The 13,655-nt window shown below is 64.5% G+C and carries 16 protein-coding genes; 11 read left to right on the forward strand and 5 right to left on the reverse strand.

The genetic code is table 11. The features are described 5' to 3' along the window. Window positions 1-60 precede the first annotated feature (60 nt). The 3 genes from LWC34_RS52545 to LWC34_RS52555 all read left to right on the forward strand — a co-directional run bounded on the left by LWC34_RS52545 (window position 61) and on the right by LWC34_RS52555 (window position 1,919). Complete coding sequence (locus tag LWC34_RS52545) at window positions 61-615, forward strand: hypothetical protein (protein ID WP_233733855.1); 555 nt, start codon at window positions 61-63, stop codon at window positions 613-615. Next, window positions 612-1,163: a hypothetical protein gene (locus LWC34_RS52550; protein WP_233733857.1), complete on the forward strand. Its 552-nt coding sequence runs from the start codon at window positions 612-614 to the stop codon at window positions 1,161-1,163. Before LWC34_RS52545 ends, LWC34_RS52550 begins: the two co-directional genes overlap by 4 nt. Window positions 1,164-1,268: 105 nt before the next feature. After that, window positions 1,269-1,919: an HNH endonuclease family protein gene (locus tag LWC34_RS52555; RefSeq protein WP_233733858.1), complete on the forward strand. Its 651-nt coding sequence runs from the start codon at window positions 1,269-1,271 to the stop codon at window positions 1,917-1,919. Here the strand turns inward: LWC34_RS52555 and LWC34_RS52560 are convergent. From LWC34_RS52560 to LWC34_RS52575, 4 genes are read right to left on the reverse strand one after another with little or no spacing between them, the layout of a single operon-like run. Continuing rightward, window positions 1,916-2,722 carry a maleylpyruvate isomerase family mycothiol-dependent enzyme gene (locus LWC34_RS52560; RefSeq protein WP_233733859.1) on the reverse strand — a complete coding sequence of 269 codons (807 nt, stop codon included), beginning with the start codon at window positions 2,720-2,722 and terminating at the stop codon, window positions 1,916-1,918. The genes LWC34_RS52555 and LWC34_RS52560 overlap by 4 nt on opposite strands. Then, the gene (locus tag LWC34_RS52565; protein WP_233733860.1) at window positions 2,719-3,402 is read right to left on the reverse strand and encodes a mycothiol-dependent nitroreductase Rv2466c family protein; all 684 of its coding nucleotides are present in this window, start codon (window positions 3,400-3,402) and stop codon (window positions 2,719-2,721) included. The genes LWC34_RS52560 and LWC34_RS52565 overlap by 4 nt, the downstream gene beginning before the upstream one ends. Beyond that, the gene (locus LWC34_RS52570; RefSeq protein ID WP_233733862.1) at window positions 3,399-3,965 is read right to left on the reverse strand and encodes a TetR/AcrR family transcriptional regulator; all 567 of its coding nucleotides are present in this window, start codon (window positions 3,963-3,965) and stop codon (window positions 3,399-3,401) included. Before LWC34_RS52570 ends, LWC34_RS52565 begins: the two co-directional genes overlap by 4 nt. Before the next feature lie 9 nt (window positions 3,966-3,974). After that, window positions 3,975-5,117, reverse strand: coding sequence for an MFS transporter (locus LWC34_RS52575; RefSeq protein ID WP_233733863.1), 1,143 nt, complete (start codon window positions 5,115-5,117; stop codon window positions 3,975-3,977). A 54-nt stretch (window positions 5,118-5,171) separates the two neighbouring features. Here LWC34_RS52575 and LWC34_RS52580 point away from each other — a divergent pair, with 54 nt between their 5' ends. From LWC34_RS52580 to LWC34_RS52615, 8 genes are all read left to right on the forward strand, one after another. Further along, window positions 5,172-5,933 (forward strand): AraC family transcriptional regulator, encoded by a 762-nt coding sequence (locus tag LWC34_RS52580; RefSeq protein WP_233733865.1) that lies wholly within the window; start codon window positions 5,172-5,174, stop codon window positions 5,931-5,933. A gap of 18 nt (window positions 5,934-5,951) precedes the next feature. Beyond that, window positions 5,952-7,001, forward strand: coding sequence for a sensor histidine kinase (locus tag LWC34_RS58575; protein ID WP_233733867.1), 1,050 nt, complete (start codon window positions 5,952-5,954; stop codon window positions 6,999-7,001). After that, window positions 6,998-7,657 (forward strand): response regulator transcription factor, encoded by a 660-nt coding sequence (locus LWC34_RS52590; RefSeq protein ID WP_233733868.1) that lies wholly within the window; start codon window positions 6,998-7,000, stop codon window positions 7,655-7,657. Before LWC34_RS58575 ends, LWC34_RS52590 begins: the two co-directional genes overlap by 4 nt. Before the next feature lie 99 nt (window positions 7,658-7,756). Then, entirely contained in the window at window positions 7,757-9,769 is a 2,013-nt protein-coding gene (locus LWC34_RS52595; protein WP_233733869.1) for an MMPL family transporter, read from the forward strand. A gap of 54 nt (window positions 9,770-9,823) precedes the next feature. Continuing rightward, window positions 9,824-10,438 carry a hypothetical protein gene (locus LWC34_RS52600; protein WP_233733870.1) on the forward strand — a complete coding sequence of 205 codons (615 nt, stop codon included), beginning with the start codon at window positions 9,824-9,826 and terminating at the stop codon, window positions 10,436-10,438. Between the two features lie 39 nt (window positions 10,439-10,477). Continuing rightward, window positions 10,478-11,104 (forward strand): response regulator, encoded by a 627-nt coding sequence (locus tag LWC34_RS52605; protein ID WP_233733871.1) that lies wholly within the window; start codon window positions 10,478-10,480, stop codon window positions 11,102-11,104. Window positions 11,105-11,118: 14 nt separating this feature from the next. Further along, window positions 11,119-11,784, forward strand: coding sequence for a hypothetical protein (locus tag LWC34_RS52610; protein ID WP_233733872.1), 666 nt, complete (start codon window positions 11,119-11,121; stop codon window positions 11,782-11,784). 7 nt (window positions 11,785-11,791) lie between these two features. After that, window positions 11,792-12,205 carry an FxsA family protein gene (locus LWC34_RS52615; RefSeq protein ID WP_233733873.1) on the forward strand — a complete coding sequence of 138 codons (414 nt, stop codon included), beginning with the start codon at window positions 11,792-11,794 and terminating at the stop codon, window positions 12,203-12,205. Window positions 12,206-12,223: 18 nt separating this feature from the next. Here LWC34_RS52615 and LWC34_RS52620 read toward each other — a convergent pair whose 3' ends face one another. After that, window positions 12,224-13,567 (reverse strand): IS701 family transposase, encoded by a 1,344-nt coding sequence (locus tag LWC34_RS52620; RefSeq protein WP_443667751.1) that lies wholly within the window; start codon window positions 13,565-13,567, stop codon window positions 12,224-12,226. Between the last annotated feature and the right edge of the window lie 88 nt (window positions 13,568-13,655).

Here is a 13,655-nt window from a genome sequence, read left to right on the forward strand (position 1 = left end):
TGTACTGATCATCACCAAGGGCACCCTGCGATCAAACCTTCGAGAAGAGGAGGTCTGTCAATGTCAACGGGTGCGATCATCGTCATCATCGTCGTGGTGGTGCTGGTGGCCGCTGCCGCGGTGTTCTTCCTGATGCCGCAGATGCGTAGTCAGCGTTTGCGTCGCAGGTTCGGCTCGTCCGAGTACGACCGGGTGGTGTCGAGCAACGGCGACGACAAGCGTGCGGCGGAAAAGGAGTTGGCCGACCGCGAAAGGCGGCACTCCGAATATGATCTTCACGCGCTAACCCCTGAACAACACGAGAGGTATCGCGTCGAGTGGACGCGGATCCAGGAGCACTTCGTCGAGGCGCCCGTCGAAGCGGTCGCCGAGGCTGACCGCCTTGTGAATGTCGTGGTCGCGGATATCGGATATCCGGCGGAGGGCTACGACCGGCAAATAGCTGATCTGTCTGTAGAACACGGTGGTGCGGTCGAGCATTACCGGTCCGCGCACGACGTTCAGACCCGTTCCGACGCGAGCACAGATGATTTGCGCAAAGCCATGATCTCGTACCGCAAGGTGCTTGACGACCTGCTCGACCACCGGCCGCGGAAGGCGGTGCAGCGCGCATGACGACCTTCGATCCGAAGGACCGTAAGCACGACGAGGCCCAGCAGGTCGACGTGACCGATCGGGACCACACCGACCGGCCCCGTGCTGATCGAACGCAATCAGACAGAGCCCGGACCGATAGGGACGAGGTTCGCGGGCAGGACCGTACCGGCCAGGCCGAGTTGGGCAAGCACGACAAGGGCCGGCGGCAGACCGACGAGCCCGACGTTCGCGCTGAACAAGCCCGGACGCCGGAGACCCGGACGCTGGATACACAGGGTGCCGAGAACCAGGCGCCGGTCGCGGCCCGCTCGAAGCTGTTCGAGGAGACCGAGGCCGAGCAGTATCGGATGCAGTGGCGTGAGGTGCAGTCGAACTTCGTCGACGAACCCCGCGCGGCGGTCCGCGAGGCGGAGACGTTGGTGTCGCAGATGATGGACTCGCTGACGACCCAGCTGAACGAACAGAAACGCGCCTTGAAGAGCGGCGCGGACGGCGACGACACCGAACAGTTGAGGGTGGCGATGCAGCGCTACCGCTCGTTGTTCGACCAGATGCTGCAGGTCTAGGTCGCGGTTCGAACGGCCAGGCGATCGCGGTCGGGCATGTGAAACACGGCCAAGGTCCGGCGCGCCTGACCCGGCTCACGACTGTGATCGTTTTAGATCGGAGTCGTGAGCCGGACTCGTCCATCGACCGTGACAGCAGTCGCAGCGGTCGCCTTCCTGATCGTCGTCGCCGTGGTGTTCTGGTGGCTGAACAAGGCGGAGTCGACCGCGGATTCCCCCACGGTCCCAACGAGTTCCACGAACCTGGACGAGTTGGTGGTCGTGCCAGCCGGTTCGATGAGCGGCTACAGCCGTGACCGCTTCTCCCATTGGGCAGGGTCAGGAACAGGCGATTCCTGTGACGCACGGGAAATAGTGCTCCAGCGCCAAGGCACAGAGGTGGCACGGGACGCCCAATGCCGCGCGGTGTCAGGGAAGTGGGTCAGCCCGTACGACGGCGTCGAAATCCGCAAAGCCGCGGACGTGGACATCGATCACGTCGTCCCACTGGCCGAGGCCTGGCGCTCCGGCGCGTCGCTATGGACGGACGAGCAGCGCAAGAAGTTCGCCAACGACCTGAGCAACCCACAGCTGATGGCGGTGACAGCGGCGTCGAACAGGTCGAAAGGCGACCAAGACCCCGGCACATGGAAGCCGCCAGCCAAGTCCTACTGGTGCACGTACGCGAAAAACTACGTTGCGGTAAAAGTGTTCTACAAACTGACCGTCGACACGAAGGAGCGCGACGGCCTCGCCACAATGCTCGCGACCTGCTAGATCGTGAAGGTCAGCGCGAAGGCGACGTGTTCGGCCAGATCCCGGTCGCCCTTCGGCTCAGTCTGATCGAACCCTACGTCTGTGGGGATGCGGCCACCGGCCATACGCGTGAACACGGTCGACGACATCGTCAAAGACGCGGTCGCGGGTCCGGGCAACGATGGCACCACGGCGGCGCGGCCATTGATGGCAACGTGGATCTGCCGGTTGACCGGGCCGTTGAGGTTGAACGTGACCGATGATCCTTGGGGCGCCTTGGCTTTCTTGCCGACGATGTAGCCGAGGGCCAGCGTGATCTCGTCGATCGAGAGCTCGGCTCCGGCGCCCGATTCGTTGCCGCGCCGGTCGACCGCTTCACGGATGTCCTGCTCGTGCATCCAGCAGTCGAAGACCCTGATCTGCATGAATCGGGCGTAGGTGCCCTGTCCGGCCGGTGTCCATGATGGTGCTGAGAAGTCCTCTTCGGACATCGCGGTCAGTGCTTCGGCGCGGGTGGCGGTGATTTCACGGAACCGGCGCAGGACTTCGGCGGGGGACTGGCTGCGCATCCATTCCACCCAGCATTCGTTTACCGCGCCGATTTCGTTGCGTACGTGGGAATACGCGCTGACGTCCGGCTGGATCGGCGGCTGCTTGCCGGACAGGCCCAGTTCCGCGCCGACGATGTGGGCGACGACGTCCTGGACTGTCCAGCCTGGCAAAGATGTTGGCGCTGTCCATTGTTCGGTGGGTAGGTCGGCAAGGAGCGTGTCGATTGATGACCATTCGTCGATCAGGGTGGTGACGATCTGCGCCTTGGTCATGCTGTCCCTCCAGAGAAATCGATGATCTCGCCGCGGTTCACGCTCACCCAGTCACGGCCACTGAGATACGGTTGCAGCGTGCGGGCGATCAGTTCTTGATCAGCTTGGGCCTTGGGGCGTTGCAGTTCATAGACATGGGGCAGGTCGGCCATTCCGGTGACCACGTTCCACAGCTTCAACGCGTCTTCACCACGCGGCGGATTGACCAAGACGGGCCCGAAAAGCGTTTGCCCATCGGCGAAAAACAGCGTTGGCACGCCGAAACCGCCCGCGTCGATCACGCGTTGGTGATCCGCCCGCACCTCGTCATGCGTTGTCGGGTCGGTGATTGCCTGCTCCAGAACACGAGGATCGTCCAACATGGCACGCGCGACTTCGGGATCATGCGGTTTCTCGCCGCGAACGTGCAGCGCTTCACCGATCCGGGCATACCACGTATCGAGCGAGGCCATGCTTTGCCGACGCAGCGTCGCACCAATCCGCATCAGCGACCAACCGTACGACCATTCCCGTTCCCACGGGTGTTTCTTGCCCTCGAAACGATTGACTTCTTCGAGGCTGAAAAAGCGCCAGTTGATCGTGATTCCGAGCTGTGCGCGGACGTCACGCAGCCATACCGAGGTCTGGTAGGCGAACGGGCACATCGGGTCGAAATGGAAGTCCACAGTGGAGCGTGTCACACCCGCTCCTTCAGGTTGACGCTGATCAAGGCCCGCACACCGGCGGCGATCTCGGCCGCGGGCCGCAGCCGGACCTTGGCGATCAGGATCTGGCCCTGGATCTGGGCGAGGATCATCTGTGCCAGCTGCTCAGGGGTGACGCCATCACGCAACTCGACCGTCGAGCACGCGGCGATCAGCCGTTTCTCCCACCGGTCGAAAACCCGCGCCACGTGAGCGCGCAGTTCGTCGTCGGTGGTGGAGAGCTCGGCGGCGAGGTTGCCGAACGGGCAGCCCACGATCCGGCCAAACCGTTCCTCGAACTTGCCTTGGACGTGCGCGACCGCACCCGCCACCGCGTAGAGGCCGTCCGATTCGGCCTCGTCGAAACGCTTGTCGAACTCGGCCGCGTGCTGATCGATCACGGCCATCGCAAGCTCGGACTTCGACGGGAAGAAGTGGTAGAAGCTGCCCTTGTGTACTTCGGCCGCTGTGCACAGGTCGGTGATCCCGACCGAGGTGTAGCTGCGGGTCAGGAACAACTTGGCTGCCGACCGGACGATCCGGTCCCGCGACACGACCATGCCCGCACGCTAGCGTGCGCTTGACTGACCGGTCAACTGGTTCACCGGCTCCGGCAGGCGGCGTGCCATCAGCCAGCTCAGGACGGGCAAAACGAGCAACGGGGTGAGTGCTGTCTGCAGCGACGTGCGGTCGGCGATGGTCCCGATGAGGGGACTGGCGACTCCGCCGACGCTGACAGTCAGCCCGAGGGTGACGCCGCTGGCGGTGCCGACCCGCGTGGGCAGGTAATCCTGAGCGAGCGTGATCTGCAAGGAGAACGGGATGTACAGCCCTGCCGACGTGAGCACGACGAACAGATAGAACGCCGGACCGGGTACGAACACAACCCCAGCAACAGCGACGACAGTGGCCAGGTACGAGTGGCGCAGCACAGTGACCCGGTCCCAGCGATCGGCCAGCCTGCTGCCGATGATCGCGCCCACGGCCCCGCCGAGGAACAGCAGGAACAGCGCGACCGTGCCATTGGCGCCGCGTTGCTGGGCGTAGAGCGAGATGAACGTGCTCAGCCCGATGAACACGATCGACCGGAAGATCACGGCCAACGACAGCTTTCCGAACGAGACCTTGTCATCGACTCCCGTGCCCGTGGATCGGGTGCTGGCGCGGGCGGGCAGGTCGAGTGTGCGCACAACAGCCAAGCACAGCACGCTGCCGACGAGCGCGGGAACAACGAGTAGTGGCGTCCATCGCAGGCCGCCAACGGACATCGCGCCAGCGACCATGATCGGCGCGACGGCGAACCCGAGGTTGCCGCCAAGAGAGAACCAACCCATCGCGGTATGCCTGCCACCGCTGGCAATCCTGGCTACCCGGGCCGATTCCGGGTGGTACGCGGCCACACCAATCCCCGATATCGCAACGAAAACCAGCGTCAGCGCGTACGAACCGCTGACACCACTGAGCGCGATCCCAACCCCGCCAAGGATCGTGCTCAACGGCAGCAGCCACGGCATCGACCACCGATCGGTCAGTACACCGAAAAGTGGCTGCGCCACCGAGGAAAGCAGTGACGCCGCGAGTACGATGCCCGACGCGCACGCGTAACCATAGGCGCGCTCGGCCACGAAGAACGGCACCAGCGCGGCCACCGAACCCTGGTAGACGTCCACGCAGGCGTGCCCGACCGAGATCAGAACGATCGACTTTCTCACGGCACCATGATCGTTCCAGCCAGTAGTGTCGCGCTTCCGATAAAATGCCAACCAATGCAGAAAATCCGCCACCTACCCGCGGCGCCGACGCGAGTCCAGACATTGGCCCATGGCGCGGGAATCGACGCGCACAGCCACGACGATCACCAGATCGTCTATGCAGGGCAAGGCGTGCTGGCGGTGACGACCGATCGCGGATGCTGGGTCGCCCCGGCCACCCGGGCGATCTGGGTACCGGCCGGAACCGTGCACTCCCATCAGGCCCACGGCCAGCTTGAACTGCACCTGGTCGGCCTGCCCGACAACCCGTTGCGCCTCACCGAACCCAGCGTGCTCGCCGTCGGACCGTTGCTGCGCGAGCTGATCCTCGCCTACACCCGCCCGCGACACACCGACACGCCCGAAAGGCGCCGCTTGCGTGCGGTGCTGCTTGACCAGTTGCGTGCCTCACCGCAGCAACCTCTGTACTTGCCGACCCCGACTGATCCCAGGGTTCGCGCTCTGTGCGCGATCCTGCACGACGACCCGGCCGACTCCCGGACCCTGGCGGCGCTTGGCACGCAGGTCGGCGCCAGTGACCGCACCCTGAGCCGGTTGTTCAAGGCCGACCTCGGCATGACGTTTCCGCAGTGGCGCACCCAGTTGCGGCTCTACCGCGCCTTGGTCCTGCTGGCCGAGAACACCCCGGTGACCGCCGTCGCGCACATGTGCGGCTGGTCGTCGGCCAGCGCGTTCATCGACGTGTTCCGGCGCGCCTTCGGCCATACCCCAGGGGCACACAATTCAGGGTTCCTGCCCGATGTGGCGGTGCGCTGACCCCGGCACACTCGCGGGGTGGCGGAGTGGACAAAGGACACGTTGTGGGCCGGGGCCGTGCTGGCGGGCGTCCTCGTACTGACGATCGTGCAAGGCCCGCCGCTGGAGTGGACTGGCACCGTCGCGATCACGCTGACCTGCGGGTTGCTGGTATTTCGCAGGAAGTATCCAGTCTGGGTCACGGTCGGCACGATCATCGGCTGCGGCATCTACTATCCGTTCGTCGGCAGCGCGGGACCATTGCTCGCGGTGTACGTGATCGCGCTCTATTCCGTTGCGGCGGTGGGAAAAATCGTGGTCGCGGTGTCGTTCGCGACGGTCTCGATGGCGGCCATTGTGGTTGGCGAGATCTACAGCCCGATCCGGCACGTCGACAACATCGCCCTGTTCATGCTGGTCGGCTGGCTGGTCGCGGTGATCGCGCTCGGCGCGGTCCGCAGCAGCCGCAGAGCCTTGGTGTCAGAAGCGGAGAAACGAGCCGCCGGGGACGAGCGGCTGCGCATCGCCCGCGAGTTGCACGATGTCCTGGCGCACAACATCTCCCTGATCAACGTGCAGGCCAGCGCGGCCTTGCATCGGGGCAACCAGGAAACCGAGGCCCTCGAAGCCGTCAAACAGGCCAGCAAGCAAGCCCTCAAAGAACTCCGGGCCACGCTCGGCGTGCTCAGGCACGTCGACGAACAGGCCCCGACGGCTCCACCTGGCCTGAGCCAGCTGCACGACCTGGTCGAACGAACCAGGGCGACAGGATTGCAGGTCACGGTCGACGGCGAGCCCCGGCCGCTGCCACCCGAGGTCGATCTGGCCGCGTACCGGATCATCCAGGAAGCGCTGACCAACGTGACCAGGCATGCCTCCGCTCGGGCGGTGAACGTCCGGATCCACTATGGAGACAAGGATATGCGAGTACAGGTCGATGACGACGGTCGTGGCGGGAAAGTTCTGGCGGGCAACGGAATCCGAGGGATGACCGAGCGTGCACGATCACTGGGCGGCGATCTTTCTGTACACAGTGGAACGGGTGGCGTGCGGCTTGAAGCCCGGCTGCCGATGGGAGCAAGCGAATGATCAGGGTCCTGCTTGCTGACGATCAGCGGCTTGTCCGCGCCGGTTTCAAGTCCATTCTGGATGGTGAGAGTGACATCGAGGTGATCGCTGAGGCAGCTGACGGCACCGACGCGATCAGCCAGACCCGCGCGCTCAAGCCGGATGTCGTGCTGATGGACATCCGGATGCCTGAACTCGACGGCCTCGCCGCGACCCGTGAAGTCGTCAAGCACTCGGGCGTCCGGGTGATCATCCTGACCACGTTCGACCTGGACGAATACGTTTACGGCGCGTTACGCGCCGGGGCAAGCGGGTTTCTGGTCAAGGACACCGAACCGATGGAACTCATCCACGCCGTGCGCGTGGTGGCCAGGGGAGACGCACTGCTGGCACCGGCCGTGACCCGCAAGTTGATCGCCGAATTCGCGGGGCGCGTGGCCCGCCCGGCGCCGAGTCCGCGGCTGAACTCGTTGACCGAGCGGGAACGCGAGGTGATGACCCTGGTCGCGGGAGGGTTGTCCAACGACGAGATCGCCTCGAAGCTCGTGCTCAGTCCGGCAACGGCGAAAACCCACGTCAGCCGGATCATGACCAAGCTGGACGTGCGCGACCGCGCGCAGTTGGTCGTGTTGGCCTACGAGTCGGCCATGATCACGCCTGGGTGGATGTCAACCTAGGGCGTACGGGATCGCCAGTAGGGAACAACTGGGGGAGTAGCCGAACTGTCCGCTTTGGCCTGACGACCGCAACCTGGTGCGTAGCCGACTCTTTTCGCCGTGAACACACCGAAACTCAGCCGATTCGAGCGGCTCGCGGGCTGGTCGCGACGACACCGCTGGCTCGCCGTGATTCTCTGGGTGGTGGCGCTCGCCGGGATCACGTTCGCCTCGCAGGCGATCGGCAGCGACTACCACAACGACCACACCATGCCAGGGACCGAATCCCAGCAGGTCGCCGACATGTTCAACAACAGCAACACGGTGGACACGATCCAGGTCGTCGCCGAGGGCGACCTGTCGAAATTTCCCGCTGTACTGGACAAAGTCCGCGGTTTGCCGCATGTCGCGCAGGTCCAGGAGCCTGAGACGAGCGGAAACATCGCGTTCGCGACCGTCGCGTTGGACGCCAAAGGCGTGCCGGACGAGGATGTCCGCCGGATCATCGACACCGCGAAATCCACCGAATTGAAGGTTGAGCTGGGTGGCGAGCCGATCCGCGCCGCCGAGGAAACCGCGGGCGGCGGCGCGGAAGGCCTGGGAATGCTTGCCGCACTGGTGATCCTGGTGCTGATGTTCGGCTCAATCCTGGCCGCGGGACTGCCGATCATCACTGCCGTTTTCGCGGTTGGCACGACCGTCGGGATCATCGTGCTCGCGTCGCACCTTGTGGACCTGCCGGATTACGCGCCGCCGGTGATGATCCTTGTCGGGCTTGGTGTCGGCGTCGACTACGCGTTGCTGATCTTTGCAAGGTATCGCAGTGAGCTGCTGGCCGGTGCCTCTCGGGAGGCCGCCGCGACCAGGGCTTTGGACACTGCTGGCCGGTCGGTGCTGTTCGCCGGTTGTACGGTGATCATCGCATTGCTTGGGCTCTTGGCACTCGGCCTTGGATCGTTGCAGGGGCTCGCGTTGGCCGTGACGTTGACTGTCCTTTTGACACTTGTCGCCTCCCTGACTCTGTTGCCTTCGCTGCTTTCCTTGTTGGGGAAACGGATCGAGAAGGCCGTCATGCGCCGGGCACACAAGCCGCACGGCAACCGTTGGCGTGCTTGGGCTTCTGGTGTGCAAAGGCGCCCATGGCCCGCGTTGGTTCTCGCTGTTGCTGCTCTTGGCGCGCTGTCGCTTCCTGCAGTGGGAATGCGCCTGGGTTTTGCTGACGCGGGGACGGAATCGACGAGTACGACCTCCCGTCAGGCGTATGATTTGCTGGCAAAGGGTTTCGGCCCTGGTTTCAACGGTCCACTTGTGGTCGTGTCCCAAGGAGACGAGCCACGGTTGCCGCAGGCGCTGGCCGAAACGCCTGGCGTTGCCAAGGTCTTGCCGCCGCGTGAGACTCCACAGGGGACCGTGGTGATGCTCTATCCCGCGACGGCACCACAGGACGCGGCAACCAACGACCTCGTTGTCCGGTTGCGTAACGACGTTCTGCCTCGACTGTCCGGGACATTCCTGGTCGGCGGGTCCACAGCCGCGGCTGATGACTTCGCGACGGCCGTCAGCGACCGATTGCCGCTGTTCATCCTGGTCGTCGTGGGTCTGTCGGCCCTGCTGCTGATGATCGTGTTCCGGTCGATCCTGATCCCGGTCAAAGCGGCCGTGCTGAACCTGCTGAGCATCGGCGCGTCGATGGGCGTGGTCACCCTTGTCTACGGCGACGGGCTTTTCGGTGTCCAATCAGGACCGATCGAGGCGTTCGTGCCGGTGTTGATCTTCGCGATCGTTTTCGGACTGTCCATGGACTACGAAGTGTTCCTGCTGTCCCGGATGCACGAGGAATGGCGCAGGACCGGCGACGCCGCGTTGGCCGTTCGCGAAGGGATGGCCAGCACCGGCGGCGTGATCACGGCGGCTGCCGCGATCATGATCGTGGTGTTCGGCGCGTTCCTGTTCAGCGAGGACCGGATGCTGCAGCAGTTCGGGCTCGGCCTCGCGGTCGCCGTGCTGCTGGACGCGGTCGTGATCCGGTGCCTGATCGTGCCTGCGGTGATGGGGCTGTTCGGGCAGGCGGCATGGTGGCTACCCCGTCCGATGCAGCGCGGATTGCCCGAATTGGCTCTGGAAAAGGCCTGACAGCGGCATAAATACCCACCCGGAAGGCCGGTGAAATGTGCCTACCATCTGCGGGTGGTGCCGGGGTCCGCGGAACTTGAGCTGCTCAGCAGCGGGTTGCGCTACGCGCTCGACACGGCCTCGGCGACGCTGTTGATGGTCGGAGCCGGTGTCGTCGCCAAGCCGGAACCCTGGTTGTGCGATCAAGCCGCGCGCGACCTCGCCGGAATTCGCGCATCGAGAGACGTCGAGCTGGTCACCTTGTTGACCGGCTTGGCATCCGGCTCTCTTGATCCGGGTGACCCGGTTTTCCGACGCCGCTGCTCGCTGACGGCCGCACGGCTCCGGCGACTGTTCACCGAAGCCGACCCATTGTTGTCCGAGCTCAGAACCTGCATCGAGCACGCCGAACGTAACGGTGTCTCGGTCCGATTCGCCGAGCGCGGTCTCTGTCCACGGGTTCCCGTCGAGGCGCGCTGTGTGCTCATCGCACCCGCGGTCGCGATGCTGGCGGCCGCGAGCGTCGCAAGAGTGTCCGTTGTCGGCGCGCCGGAATCCGTGACCGTGAGCGTGGTGTCCGACTCACCGCCGGAGTCGGTACCTGCGGTTTCGTGTGTCGGCGTGAGCATGTCGACCGTCCGGTGCGGTCAACGAATCTGGGTCGAGACGACCTGGATGAGGGGTGAATGACTGTCACACTGAGCGGTCGGTGGTGAATAACGTGATGCCATGGGGATCACAGTCGGGGTGATCGAAGACCACCCACTCTTCCGCTCAGCCGTGGCGCAGCTGATCACGGAGTCACCAGACTTCGAGCTCGACGCGGTGGCCGAATCCGTCGCCCAGTTCGCGGTCCGCCGAAGACACCCATCAGCGGTGGTCATCCTCGACCTCGGACTGCCAGGATTGTGTGGTGCGGCGGCAGTGATGGAAGTCGTCACCATGGGCCACAAAGTGCTTGTGGTCAGCGCGAACGCAGGCCAGCACGAGGTACTCGGTGCCATGGCCGCGGGGGCACGCGGATTCCTCGCGAAGGACGTCGAAGCGGACGAGCTACTGCGCGCCCTGCGCCAGATCGCCCAGGGCGACAGCTACATCTCGCCAACCTTGGCCTCGTACATGCTGTCGGCCTCGCGCGGCAGGCACGTGATCGAACTGTCCACACGGGAGCGTGAAGTCCTTTCCCTTGTGGCGTCCGGCGAACGTGACCAGGATATCGCGGTTGAGCTCGCGATCAGCATCCGTACGGTCAGGTCCTATCTGGACAGGATCAGGGACAAGACCGGCCAGCGCCGCCGTTCCGAGCTGACGCGTTATGCCATCGAGCAAGGAGTGCTCACCCGCCGATCAGCCTAGCCTCGTGAGTGGTTATGCGGGTTAGAACACGCATAACCACTCACGAGGTCGTCAAAGGCCTGAACGGCGCCGCGCGGCCGTTGCCTGCCTTGCATATCCTCGGAAATTTGGTTACCGCCGGTCGTGCCGTGCTTCGCGGCCAACCAGGGATTCCTGGCACGATGAACGGTGTTTTCGTTGCCACCGAAGAGATTTCCAAGCCGGTCACGCAGATCCGGCCGATCGCGTCGCACTCCGGGCGTCGGTTCAAATGGAGGAGCGGGTTCGACGTGAACCCGGTGATGTGGAAAGTATTGCAGGAAAAGGGCATTGCATTTCGCGGGCCGGAACCGGCGGAATGGGGGCTCGATCCAGAACCTGGCGCGCTGCGGTCGTGGACCCTTGATCAACTGAATGACCACTGGCGCTGGTTCGCGGAGAAATGTTTGTCCGACGACCCGCCGCGTAAACCGTTCATTTCGGCGAGCAAGGTGGCCATCGCGCGGGTGACCGGGGCGCCGAGGCTGCACTGCACGGTCACCACCGGCGAGATCATCTCGAAGGACGCCGCCGCGCAGTACGCGCTGGACACGTTCGGTGTCCGGCTCGGTGATCTCAAAACCCCCAGGCAGGTGGGGGAATTCATGCTCGAGGTGATTTCCGACGCCGGACGGGAGTCTTTTCGCGGTCTCGAACGTTGATGAGAGTATGCCCGTTTTGATCCTGTTGTTGCTGGCGATGGCGGTCGAGCTCACCGTACTGGTGCTGATCGGCTCGGCGATCGGTGTGCTGCCGACGATTCTGCTGGTGGTCGCGGCCACCGTGATCGGTGTCGTGCTGCTGCGCCGCGAGGGGATGCGGGCGCTGACGGCGTTTCAGTCGAAGGTCAGATCCGGCCAGGAGCCGCAGGGGGAGATGCTCGACGGCGTACTGATCGCGGTCGCCGGGATTCTGGTCGTGCTCCCCGGTTTCGTCAGCGATGTACTGGCGATCGCCCTTTTGTTCCCGCCGACGCGGGCGTTGATCCGCGGCCGCGTGCTAAAACGGGCTGAAGCGCGTGCGCGTCGCTACCGCGAGGGCGGTGGGCAGATCTTCATCGTGGACGCGCGGCCAAGTGACTAGTACGGCAGCAGCCATTCGTTAGCTGACCTGGGTGATCTTGATGTCGCGGGCGAGTCTGGCGCGTTTGTGGAACCAGCGTGATCGTGCTTGATGCCTGCGGCGCCAGTTCACCCAGTGGGTTGCGTGTCCAGGTGGTCGGGGTGTGGTGGTGCCGGCGATCAGATGCTTGATTTCGGGGATGGTGAGCGGGATCAGGCCGGGATCAGCGGGTGGGAGCTGGTCGGGGTGTAGGGGTTCGGGGGCTTGACTGTCGGTGCGGTCGCGGAGCAGTGCGGCGGTGACCGCGCAGACCGCAAGAGCGGCGCATACAAGCACGGCGTGTCGGGCGATCGCGGTGTAGAGCCTGACCTGAGCCTGGTCCAGGCCGAAACAGTCTTTGCCGAACTCGAATCCTTCCTCGACAGGCCAACGCAGCCCGGCGGCGCGGATCAGCCGGGTCTTGGTGAGCAGTGCGCTTTCGGGCACGTAGCAGTAGTGGAAGGCCAACTCGCCGGTGCGCAGGTGTTTGCGGATGAGGAGGTAGTGGCGGGCCGAGTTGGTGGCGATCCAGGCCCAGGCATACCACCGGTCGCCTTTGGAGCCCTTGCCGGCCGAGCGGATTTCCCACTGTCGCTCGCGTTTCAGCAATGTCTTCGTGGCCTGGTCGCAGGACAGCTCCATGCCGCTGGACAGGATGATCCGGAAGTTCTTCTGAACCCGCAGCACATAGGCTTGCTTGTCGGCCTCGAAGTGGGCCCGCAACTCGGTGCAGCTGCCGTAAACCTCGTCCCCGCAGTAGAAATCAGGCCGGAACCCGTCCGCGGCCACCGTCGTGCAGATGTCGATGGCCAACTGTCCTTTGGTGCGGAACGTCAGATCCAGGGGAAGCGCCGAGCGCAGCGACGTCACCGGGTCGCTGATGTGCTCTTCGGGAATCCACTGTTGGAACCCGATCAACGCATGCCCGACACCTTCGCGCACATAGGACAGGTGCACCGTGTTGATCCCGTTCTCCACCCGACCCGCGCAGCCCAGATGCTGCCGTTTGACACCCGCGGTGGCTTCACCTTTCTTCTGCTGCCCCGTCTCATCCAGCGCCCCGATCACCAACTTCCCGCGCCGGCGCCCGCCCTTGCGGGCCGCTTCCTCCAACCCGGACACCGCGAACCGCCGGATCTGCGCCATCGCCTCGGCCTCGTCCCACACCGCCCGGTTCAGCAGCCGCTGCGTCCGATCCGGTGTCCGGTCCCCGACATACTCAGCGATGGTCCAGCCGTTCCGTTTCGGCAGCTCGCTTGTCACCGCCCGCACGTACTTACGCGCCTGCACGAACGGCTCGATCCGCCGAAAACACGAACGCAGCCGTTCGGACAGCTCACCCAGTTTCCGCCCAGCCAACCGAGCACCTATCCTGGCAGCCGCAGCCGCCTGCGATCCTGTAGTTCTCACAAACACATGATCAACAGGCGGC

The sequence above is a fragment of the Kibdelosporangium philippinense genome, from assembly GCF_021390435.2.
Classification (GTDB): Bacteria; Actinomycetota; Actinomycetes; order Mycobacteriales; family Pseudonocardiaceae; genus Kibdelosporangium; species Kibdelosporangium philippinense.

Excerpts from the sequence above, each read along its gene's own strand:
- LWC34_RS52545 (WP_233733855.1), top strand. The coding sequence starts at position 61 with ATGTCAACGGGTGCGATCATCGTCATCATCGTCGTGGTGGTGCTGGTG.
- LWC34_RS52550 (WP_233733857.1), top strand. The coding sequence starts at position 612 with ATGACGACCTTCGATCCGAAGGACCGTAAGCACGACGAGGCCCAGCAG.
- LWC34_RS52560 (WP_233733859.1), bottom strand. The coding sequence starts at position 2,722 with ATGACCAAGGCGCAGATCGTCACCACCCTGATCGACGAATGGTCATCA.
- LWC34_RS52570 (WP_233733862.1), bottom strand. The coding sequence starts at position 3,965 with ATGGTCGTGTCGCGGGACCGGATCGTCCGGTCGGCAGCCAAGTTGTTC.
- LWC34_RS52580 (WP_233733865.1), top strand. The coding sequence starts at position 5,172 with ATGCAGAAAATCCGCCACCTACCCGCGGCGCCGACGCGAGTCCAGACA.
- LWC34_RS52590 (WP_233733868.1), top strand. The coding sequence starts at position 6,998 with ATGATCAGGGTCCTGCTTGCTGACGATCAGCGGCTTGTCCGCGCCGGT.
- LWC34_RS52605 (WP_233733871.1), top strand. The coding sequence starts at position 10,478 with ATGGGGATCACAGTCGGGGTGATCGAAGACCACCCACTCTTCCGCTCA.
- LWC34_RS52610 (WP_233733872.1), top strand. The coding sequence starts at position 11,119 with ATGCGGGTTAGAACACGCATAACCACTCACGAGGTCGTCAAAGGCCTG.
- LWC34_RS52615 (WP_233733873.1), top strand. The coding sequence starts at position 11,792 with ATGCCCGTTTTGATCCTGTTGTTGCTGGCGATGGCGGTCGAGCTCACC.